The organism is Halanaerobium sp. (assembly GCF_003070835.1).
In genome coordinates this window covers 1-10098 of sequence record NZ_QBLR01000121.1, presented here as the reverse complement: position 1 = coordinate 10098, position 10098 = coordinate 1, and the positions used below count along the sequence as shown (strand labels likewise).

Below are 10098 nucleotides of genomic sequence, written 5' to 3'. Positions count from 1 at the left end.
TCAGATGCAAATCATTCATGACTTTAAAATACCTGTAAAAAAATATTCTGAGCTCGGCCAGAATAATAATTTTCCTCACCCTGAAGAATGTCCTCACTGCCATGATAAACTTCTGAAACATGGATTTTACCACCGCTATGTTATCACTATTGATGGCAAATGCTTCTGGATACAAATTAGAAGATACAAATGCCAGCACTGTAAGAAAACTGTTTCGATTCTTCCAGCCTTTCTCTTCCCTAGATTTCAGAGATCTCTAAATTATATTATCTGCTGTATGAAAGAATATCTACTCCAGAAAAAACTACTCCTCTACAAACGAGCAGTATATTTTTATCTGCACAGGTTTAGCTCCAATATTCCTGGGTTGATTGCTTTTTTCAGAGACAAATACCACTCACTGATCCCCTTTAAATTATTTTGATTAATATTTATCGTTTTCTAATGGATTAATTTGACAGATAACACTAATAATGGTAAAAACCAAACTGAAATACTTAAAGAATATGGAATGGCTAGATCCACTCTTCATAAATGGATTAAACACTATAATAACTCTGGTTCCTTTAAAGCTAAAGATAATAGAACTGACAAAGAAAAAGAATTAATTGAACTTCGTAAAGAAAATAAGCAGCTAAAAATGGAGATTGATATTTTAAAGCAAGCGGCGCTGATAATGGGACGAAAGTAGCAGTCATTAAAGCAAATAGGGATAAATACAGTATCAGCGCCATGTGCAAAGCACTCAATATATCAAGGGGTATGATCTATTATACCCCTAAAGAAAACACAGTTAATACTGAACTAGAAAGTGAAGTAATTGCTATTCACAAAGCAAGTAGAAATCACTATGGAACCAGGAAAATCAAAAGAAAATTAGCTAAAAAAGGCTATCAGGTATCAAGACGTAAAATTGGTAAAATAATGAAAAAGTATGACCTGGTTTCCACTTATACCAAAAAACAATACAAAGTTCATTCTCCCAGTTGTAATGAAGATAAAATAGCCAATGTTGTAAATAGGGAATTTGATAAAAAAGAAACTCTAGATGTTGTTGTTAGTGATCTAACCTATGTTAATGTAAATGGCAAATGGAACTATATTTGCCTGATAATCGACCTCTTCAACCGTGAATTCATAGGTTATGCAGCAGGTAAAAAGAAAAATGCTGAATTAGTAACTGAGGCTTTTAAAAGTATTAAAAGACCACTGGATCAGATTAATATTTTACATACTGATAGAGGTAATGAATTTAAAAATAAAGCTATCGATGATATTTTAGACAGCTTCGATATTGAGCGTTCTTTAAGCAATAAAGGTTGCCCTTATGATAATGCAGTGGCAGAAGCTGCTTTTAAAGTAGTTAAAACTGAATTTGCTTATGACAGAATCTTTAACAGCTTTGAAGAGCTGGAATATGAGCTATTTGACTATGTTAACTGGTATAATAACCACAGAATCCACGGGTCGTTAGATTACCTAACACCTGTTGAATATAGATATTTAATGTTCGATAAAAAATTGTTTTAAAAAGGGTTGACAATCCATAACTTTGAAATCTAAATTAGAATCTGCTTACATTGCTGTAGAAAATGAAACAAGATAAAAGTTTTTTCTAAGGTATCAGAAACAAAATGAAGCAGTGAATCATACAAATATCCATTTCGCTCCAGCAAAAAGAGCAATTACAATCTTTATTTTGATTACAAGATGTGATAGCATTAATGATATACTTTTATTACATTTAAACCCAAAAATTTAAGTTTTTTTATTAGTCTAGCGGCTGAGAATTGAGCCATCAGATTAATTTTCTAATTAAAAAAGGAGGAATTATAGATGAAGAAAAGAAGAATGGGAAGCACCGGTTTAAGGGTATCAGAAGTTGGTTTTGGAGCCTGGCAGTTGGGCAACACAGAAAGTTGGAAAGGAGCCACAGATAAAGAAGCGATCAAACTTGTTCATAAAGCTATAGATCTGGGCTGTAATTTTTTTGATACCGCTCCAAACTATGCTGGCGGGAAGAGTGAAGAACTTTTAGGTAAGGCTTTAAAGGGAAAAAGAGAGCGAGTAATAATCAGTACTAAGTTTGGCCATTTTGCTGATGGACATACAGATTTTAATCCTTCTTTAATTAAGGATTCGGTCGAGACCAGTTTGAGAAAGCTGCAGACAGACTACCTTGACTCAGTATTGTTACATAGTCCACCTCATGAGATTATGAGAGGAGAGCAGAATCATTATCAAATTTTAGAGGAATTGAAACAGTCTGGCAAGATTAAAAGTTATGGTGTATCTGTTGATACCAGTACTCAAATGAAATATGTTTTAGAAAATAGCGATTCAGAAGTTTTAGAGATATTTTTTAATATTTTTCATCAGGAGACTAAAGATGCTTTCTCTTTAGCTAGAGAAAAGGATGTCGGGCTAATAGTAAAAGTTCCTTTAGATTCAGGTTGGTTAACTGGTAAATATGATCACAATAGTGAATTTTCTGGAATAAGGGATCGCTGGTCTCCACAAGTTATCAAAAGAAGGGCAGATTTGGTTGAGAGAGTTAAAGAGATAAAGAGTGAAAGTAATAGTATGGTTCAGGAGGCTTTAGGATATATATTAAGTTATCCCGAGGTTTCGACAGTTATCCCGGGTGTAAGAAATGAGAAACAGCTAAAGGAGAATTTGAGTGCATCTGATAATTTAACTTCAGAGAGAGTTAAAGAATATGAGAGACTCTATAAAGAAAATATAGAGGATAATTTACTGCCGTGGTAAAGAAATTAGGAAGAATTGAATTTTTAAGAGTATCCTGATTGTTAAGCTTGATTTTAATGAAATAGAGAATACTAATAAATATATCTTGTTAAAAATAGTTTCTGAAGTATCAGATATAGATGATAAGATTGGGTTGGCCTAAGGCTGGCCCTTTTTTTATTTATGAATATTAAACCCGTAGCTGTTACCAATTTTTAAATTTATTGTATCACAGATATGTTATAAAGAGGAAATAAATTTTTAAATTTAACTCATATTAAATATTTCTGTATAAATGCAGGTGTTTTTTTCTTTTACTTGAAGTATATAAATAATTAATTCAATCAAACATTGGTTTAGATGGATTCCGCCTTTTCCTGTTTGATCATAATAATGAGAATGAAGAAGTAAAGTATGGAGATAACTGGCAGGTTATTTAAAATTTAAAGCAAAATCAAGGTTTTATTGGAGGGGAAAATGAACAATATCAGTTATAGAAAATTAAAAAAAGACGAAATAAAACTATCATTATTTTCAAATTTCGACAGACATCAGGAAGTTAATAAATGTTGGCGAAAAGAAAACAAAAAATGGATCTTAAAAAATATATCATTTACTGAAAATTGGGGAATTGATGAATATGAATTTTTAGTGAAATGCTTACAAAAAACTATAAAGACAGGTGGAACAGTGTTTGGAACATTTAAAGGGAAAAATCTTGTTGGCTTTGCTTCTTTAGAAAATCATTTTTTTGGTTCAAAGAACAATTATTTACAACTTTCTAGTATTCATGCATCTAATAATTATCGTGGTCAAGGAATAGGAAAAAGTTTATTTAAACTTGTATGTAAAAAGGCAAAAGACGCAGGTGCAGAAAAACTTTATATATCGGCACATTCAGCTGAAGAGACACAATTATTTTATAAAGCTATGGGATGTCAAGAGGCGGTTGAATATAATGAAAAATTAGTAGCTAAAGAACCTTATGATTGTCAGTTAGAATATATTTTATAAACTGAATTATATTATAAAAGATAAAAAAATTGAGGGATAATATGCAGAAAATAACCAAGAACTTTGTTAAAGAATCTTTTGAAAAAGCTACAGAAAACTATAGTAATGCCATTGAAAATATTGGCTTATGGGAATCAGAAAAATATGTAATCAACAAATATTTTGATAAAGATAAATCAATATTAGATGTTGGTTGTGGAGCAGGCAGAACAACATTTAACCTTTATGAAATGGGCTATAAAAATATCATAGGTTTAGATTTAACTCCGGAAATGATATCTGCAGCTAAAACAATAAATAAAGAAAAAAAGACTGATATTGAATTTATCGTTGGAGATGCAACTGACTTAAACTTTGAAGATAATTCTTTTGAGCAAGCACTGTTCTCATTTAATGGATTGATGCAGATACCAGAGAGAAAAAATAGAATTAAAGCATTAAAAGAAATAAAAAGAGTCTTGACCGATAATGGTATTTTTATTTTCACAACTCATGATCGCGAAAATAACGAGAATTTTAAAGAATTCTGGAAAAAAGAAGAAAAGCTCTGGCAAGCTGGTAACCAGGATAAAAGAATTTATGAATATGGTGATAAGATCCTGCCATCAGATAATGATGATAGAGATTTATTTATACATTTTCCAAACCGGGAAGAGATAATAGAATGTTTAGAAGAGACAGGCTGGAAGCTAATAGAAGATTTTTATAGAGAAGACCTATTTAAAGAGAATAAAAAAGTTAAAGAGTTTTCAACTGAATGCCGCTTATGGATAGTACAAAAGTAAAACGGCTATATATGTGGGAGTAAAATAAATGGCCTACGGTCGTCTAATAATCTATTTAGCGGTGAGGCTGGTATGTTGAGAAGCCCAGGGGGATACTAGAAAAAACAAATTTTAATGATTAAATATAAGGAAGGAAGAGGAGTTAAGTTTTACTTATATAGATAGTATGTTTTCATACCAATTGATTCGTGATAAATCATCTGAAAATTATCAGCATAATTTTTAGACATCCAATTAACCAAAAATAAAGATAGAAGTCCGTATAAGGGGGCAAGAAAAAATGACTGATAAAAGTAGAGAAGTACTTGAATTCTGGTTTGAAGAATTAGACCCGAAACAATGGTTTAATTCATCTGAAGAGCTTGATGAAAAAATTTGTGAACGCTTTGGAGAGCTTCATGATGCTGCAACTAAAGGAGAGCTTGAATCCTGGCGAGTGACTCCAGAAGGAAGTCTGGCAGAAATAATTCTGCTGGATCAGTTCTCCCGAAATATTAACCGAGGAAAGCCTGGCGCATTCGCGAATGATCTTGCTGCATTAGTTCTGGCCCAGGATGCGATTAGAAAGGGCTTCCATACTAAACTTGAAACTTTCAAACGCAGTTTCTTTTATATGCCATTTATGCATAGCGAATCACTAATTATACACAAAAAAGCAGTTAGACTTTTCAACGAGCCTGGCCTGGAAGATTATTTCGAATATGAGATCAAGCACAAGAGGATTATAGAGCGATTTGGAAGGTACCCTCACCGGAATGAAATACTCGGGCGAAATTCTACTGCTGAAGAAATTGAATTTCTTTCTCAGCCCGGCTCATCCTTTTGATTTCAATAATAGCAATAAGAGCTTCTAATAATATTATTCATTTTTTGGAGTGGTGAAAATGAACAATAAAATTTCTAATTTACCAGAAGATAAAGAGAAAATAATAAAAGCTTTAATTAATAAAATTAAAAGTAAATATAGAGATGATATTGCAGTAGTTGTCTGTTATGGATCATATATCACGGGTTCGGCCTATCAAAAATCAGATTTAGATTTTTTCTATATTCCAAAAACAAATAAAGGTTATGAGATGAATATGCAGTTTGTTATTGATGACATTGGCTATGATTTTTGGCCTTTATCCTGGGAGCGGGCTGAACAAATCGCAAATTTTAAAGAAACAATAACTTCAATAATTGCTGAGGGAGTAGTAGTATATTATAATAAACCAGCTGATTTAAAAAGGTTTAAATCTTTAAAAGAAAGAATAAAAGAATTAACTACAAATCCAGAATATAAAAATATTTTGATTAATGAAGCAGAAAAATTATTAACCAGAGCAAAGTCAATCTACTTTGAGATGGAATACATAAATGAAGAATATGAACTAGTGGATTCAAACTGTTATCAGATATTAAATTTGATAGCAAATGCGACTGCTCTATTAAATTCGACATATATAAAAAAAGGAGTTTACAATATTGAAGATGAGGTAAAAAATTATTCTATTTTGCCAGAAAATTATTTAAATCACTTTAATTTAGCCGTTAGGAGTAGTTCTTTAAAAAGCAAAAAAGAATATATCAAAAAATTAATTCTTAGTCTTGATGAGCTGATGCGACACAATAAGCCGAAAAAAGAACTAGAAATTACAAATAAGAATTTCAAAGGGTTTTATGAAGAATTGAAAAAAGTGGCTCATCAACACGAAAAAGTACTAATTAATTTACTGCAAGAATACAGGATAAATATCAAGGAGTATAAAATTTATGAATTTTTCTAAAGAAAATATTAAAATAATAGAAGCTGATAAAGAAATAAAAGATAAATGGTCAGCAGAGTCACAGTGGAATAAGAAAATAATTGAAAGTCATATGCATTTAACTAATGGATTTTCTTTAGTGGCAAAAATAGATAATAGGTTAGTTGGAATGATATCTATATATTGGAAAAAGATAGTTGGTGTAAATCCAAAAACATTTGCAGGAAAAAGAATGTTTATCAAATTCGTGCCTGGAGTTCAGAGGATAAGATAGAAGCTATTCAAATGTGGAGGACACTTCAATTTGGAATATGTCCAGCCAAAACATATCCTAAGGGAAAAAAGATTAGTGGAATTTATGTTATAAAAAAATTATAAGGGCATTGCTTAAATTGTTTATTTGGAATAATAACTTTGCTCACCGTGGTAGACAGGAAGGGCTTTTAATTCAACTTGACACGATTGCTTTTAAAGGTTAGTTACTGAACAAGAAAATATGTTAAATTTTATTAGTAATTATTCGAAAGGGGCCAGTAAAATTGAAAAAGAGAAAAATTAGTGTTACATCACTTTTAGTTTTAATTTTTTTATTAATTATCAGCAGTAGTACATTTGCCCAAAATTTAGAGGATCTTGATTCTCTGGAATCATTTTTTGATGGATTTTTTAAATCTCAGATGGAGGAATATAAAGTGCCTGGTGTGACGATTTCAGTAGTTAAAGATGGAGAAATTCTTTTTAAAAAAGGATATGGTTATTATGATCTTGAAAACAATAAAAGAGTAGATGCTGATAATACTCTATTTAGACCTGGTTCTGTCTCAAAACTATTTATCTGGACTTCAATTATGCAGCTTGTGGAGCAGGGTAAAGTTGATTTAAATGAAAATATAAATGAATATTTAGACTTTGAAATTCCAAATGAAATAGCAGGCAGAGATAATAATGAAGATATTAAAGATATAACTCTGATGAACCTCTTAAATCATAATGCTGGCTTTGAAGACAAAATTAAAGATCTCTTTGTTCTATCTGAGGAAAATATAAAACCCTTAGGAACTTATCTAAAGGATTATATGCCGGCGAGAGTTTATCCTGCTGGCAGAGAAATGGCTTATTCTAATTATGGTTCAGCCTTAGCTGCCTATATTGTTGAACGGGTCTCAGGTATGACATTTGCTGAATATGTAGAAACTAATATTTTTAAACCGCTGAACATGAGCAACAGTACATTTAAACAGCCTGTTCCAGCAGGGGTAACAGAAGAGACTTCTTTAAGTTTTGCCTATATTAAAGGTTCTTATCAGAGTGATAATTTTGAATATATTCAACCTTACCCAGTAGGAGGATTGAGCAGCACTGCAGAAGATATGGCCAAATTTATGCTTGCCCATTTAAATATGGGGGGTTATCAGGGGAATAGAATTTTAAATCCTGAAACTGCAGCAGAAATGCATTCACAATCTTTTACTCATCACAATGAATTTTCTGGGATGGCCCATGGCTTTATTGAAATGAATTATAATGGATATCGAATGATTACCCATGGTGGAGATACATTTTTATTTCACAGTGGACTTTATTTAATTCCGGAACTTAATACCGGATTATTTGTTTCATATAATGGCAGGGATGCTGCAAAGGCAAGGGATTTATTGATCAAGAGTTTTATAGATCGTTATTTTCCTAAAAAAGAAAGCACTACATCCTTATCTGAAAACAGCAATTTTATCAATCCAAAACTTATAGAAGGAAAATATATAATTAATAGAGTTAATCACACAACTTATGAGTCAATAACTAAGTATTTCTCAATTACAAATATCGAGCTTGACCCTGATGAAAATATTATTTATAACTTTATGGGCGAAACTAATCGATTAAGACAAATTGAAGCTGGAGTATTTTATGATAATCAAAGTGGCAATAAATTATATGCTGCCGTTAATCAAGAAGGGGAGGTTAACGAACTCTGGACAAATAGCCCTAATGTATTAAAACGAGCATCCTGGGATGAAGACCCTTTAATAAATGCAGCATTTATCTTAGTATTTATTATTTTAACCCTGATTCTTTCATTTAAATGGATAAAATCATTATTTAAGAGATCAATAAGAAAAAAATATTATTTAGAAAAACTTACACCTATTGTATTTGGCTTTCTAACAATAGGATTTATAGCAGCTTTTGCTTATCTATTTTTAGATGTACATCCGGTCTATAATGTTCCCTATCTATTTTTAACTGCTTCAGCTCTGTTTGATAAATTAACAACCTTTATCTGGATTTTACCAGTATTATTAGTTTTCCTTCTATTTACAAATTTAAGAGTTTGGTCAATTAGAAGTTGGAAACTTTCCTCCAAGATTATTTATACAATTTATACCATATTATCAGCTGGAATTGTCTGGTGGTTTTATAACCTTAATTTATTAGTGTTTTAAATAAAATTTACTATAAAAGGGGGGATAATATGACAGAAATAAGGGCCATGAAAAAAAGTGAAGCAAAGGAAGTAAAAAAGCTGGGAAAGAAAACATTTGAATGGTTTGAAGGGCTTTTTATACCAGATCCAAAAGACTGTTTTGTTGAAGTTGAAGAAAATAAGGTTATTGGAGCAGTCTTATACAAATACTTTAGTGTAGCTAATAAAAAAATTGGTTATGTTGACTTTATATTTGTAGATAAGGCGGCTCATGGAAAAGGCATTGGCAGCAAACTTGTTGATCGTTGTTTGAAAGCAATGGAAAAAGAAGCTTGTGATGGGTACAGTGCTCTTGTTAGGGATGACAATGTTGGCTCCTGGAAAATGTTTGTTAATAATGGTTTAAAAAGGGTAGGTTTAGATGATTTAGTGAGAAAATTTGGAGTTCCAGGCATGTTAAATCTGACCTTTAAAATCCCTTTTAATTTTGCCACAGGTATGGACTTCTATCTTACTTATTATTCATTATTTTTATATTATTAAGTTTTCTACCGGTGATTTTGAATCTCTTTGGAAGCAGTTATTTAATCATTATTACTTTAACAAATATTTTAATATTATTTTGGGGAATAAAACTTATAAAAAGTCAAACTATCAAAAAAGGACGGCTTTACGTTCGCAGATTATATCTTAGTGGTACCTTAGGATTACTTTTAATTATTTTTAGTATTGCTGTTATATAGTGACATAATAATTTAAGAGATGTAAATTTTAATAAAAATAAATCATATTGGAATAGGGAGTTGAAATTAATGAAAAAAGAATTTAGCCAAAAACCAGACCTGTATGAAGAGCAGTGGCCTGGAGAATTTAATACTTTTTCCTGGGGAGATTATTTGACAGCAATTCCATCTCCAATATTTTTAATTACTACTTATAAAAGTAATAGAAAGCCAAATGCCTGTTTACAGTCCTGGTCAACATTTACCGGAGATGCAGGAGAATTCATCTGTATTATTGGCTCAGTTTCAAAAAAGGGACATTTATATAAGAGTCTCTTGAAGACAAAAGAATGTGTATTAAATTTTCCTTCAGCTGATATATATGATAAATGTCAGGCAACTATTAAAAATAATAATTTTGAAGATGATGAAATTAAAAAATCTGGTTTAACAGTTGAAGAATCAAAAACAGTAGCTGCACCCAGAATAGCTGAATCTTTTTTAAATATTGAATGTGAATTTTTATGGAAAAAAGACCATTTTAAAGGTGCTAATGACGTAGTTGTCTGTTTAAAAATGAAACATATAGCAATGGATGAAGACTATTATGACGAAAATAAAAAAGGGAGATATGGAACTGTCTCTTATACACATCT

The 10098-nt window shown here is 31.1% G+C and carries 10 protein-coding genes and 1 pseudogene; all 11 read left to right on the top strand.

Translation table 11 applies throughout. The features are described from left to right. The coding region (locus tag CI949_RS12200; protein ID WP_290766933.1) for a DUF6431 domain-containing protein at positions 1 to 424 on the top strand (424 nt) is incomplete at its 5' end. 45 nt (positions 425 to 469) lie between these two features. Continuing rightward, a pseudogene (locus CI949_RS12195) lies at positions 470 to 1530 on the top strand (IS3 family transposase); the annotation flags it as partial. Positions 1531 to 1836: 306 nt separating this feature from the next. Beyond that, positions 1837 to 2769 (top strand): aldo/keto reductase, encoded by a 933-nt coding sequence (locus CI949_RS12190; protein ID WP_290766931.1) that lies wholly within the window; start codon positions 1837 to 1839, stop codon positions 2767 to 2769. Between the two features lie 456 nt (positions 2770 to 3225). Beyond that, positions 3226 to 3762 (top strand): GNAT family N-acetyltransferase, encoded by a 537-nt coding sequence (locus tag CI949_RS12185; RefSeq protein WP_290766929.1) that lies wholly within the window; start codon positions 3226 to 3228, stop codon positions 3760 to 3762. Between the two features lie 41 nt (positions 3763 to 3803). Then, entirely contained in the window at positions 3804 to 4547 is a 744-nt protein-coding gene (locus CI949_RS12180) for a class I SAM-dependent methyltransferase (protein WP_290766927.1), read from the top strand. Between the two features lie 280 nt (positions 4548 to 4827). Beyond that, positions 4828 to 5373, top strand: a complete 546-nt coding sequence (locus CI949_RS12175; RefSeq protein ID WP_290766925.1) for a DUF924 family protein — start codon at positions 4828 to 4830, stop codon at positions 5371 to 5373. A 58-nt stretch (positions 5374 to 5431) separates the two neighbouring features. Beyond that, complete coding sequence (locus tag CI949_RS12170; protein WP_290766923.1) at positions 5432 to 6316, top strand: hypothetical protein; 885 nt, start codon at positions 5432 to 5434, stop codon at positions 6314 to 6316. Beyond that, complete coding sequence (locus CI949_RS12165; protein WP_290766921.1) at positions 6303 to 6569, top strand: hypothetical protein; 267 nt, start codon at positions 6303 to 6305, stop codon at positions 6567 to 6569. The genes CI949_RS12170 and CI949_RS12165 overlap by 14 nt, the downstream gene beginning before the upstream one ends. A gap of 265 nt (positions 6570 to 6834) precedes the next feature. Further along, on the top strand, positions 6835 to 8739 hold the full coding sequence (locus CI949_RS12160; protein ID WP_290766919.1) for a serine hydrolase: 1905 nt from the start codon (positions 6835 to 6837) through the stop codon (positions 8737 to 8739). A gap of 29 nt (positions 8740 to 8768) precedes the next feature. After that, positions 8769 to 9263 (top strand): GNAT family N-acetyltransferase, encoded by a 495-nt coding sequence (locus CI949_RS12155; protein ID WP_290766917.1) that lies wholly within the window; start codon positions 8769 to 8771, stop codon positions 9261 to 9263. 269 nt (positions 9264 to 9532) lie between these two features. Next, a partial coding sequence (locus CI949_RS12150; RefSeq protein WP_290766915.1) for a flavin reductase family protein occupies positions 9533 to 10098 on the top strand: 566 nt, incomplete at its 3' end.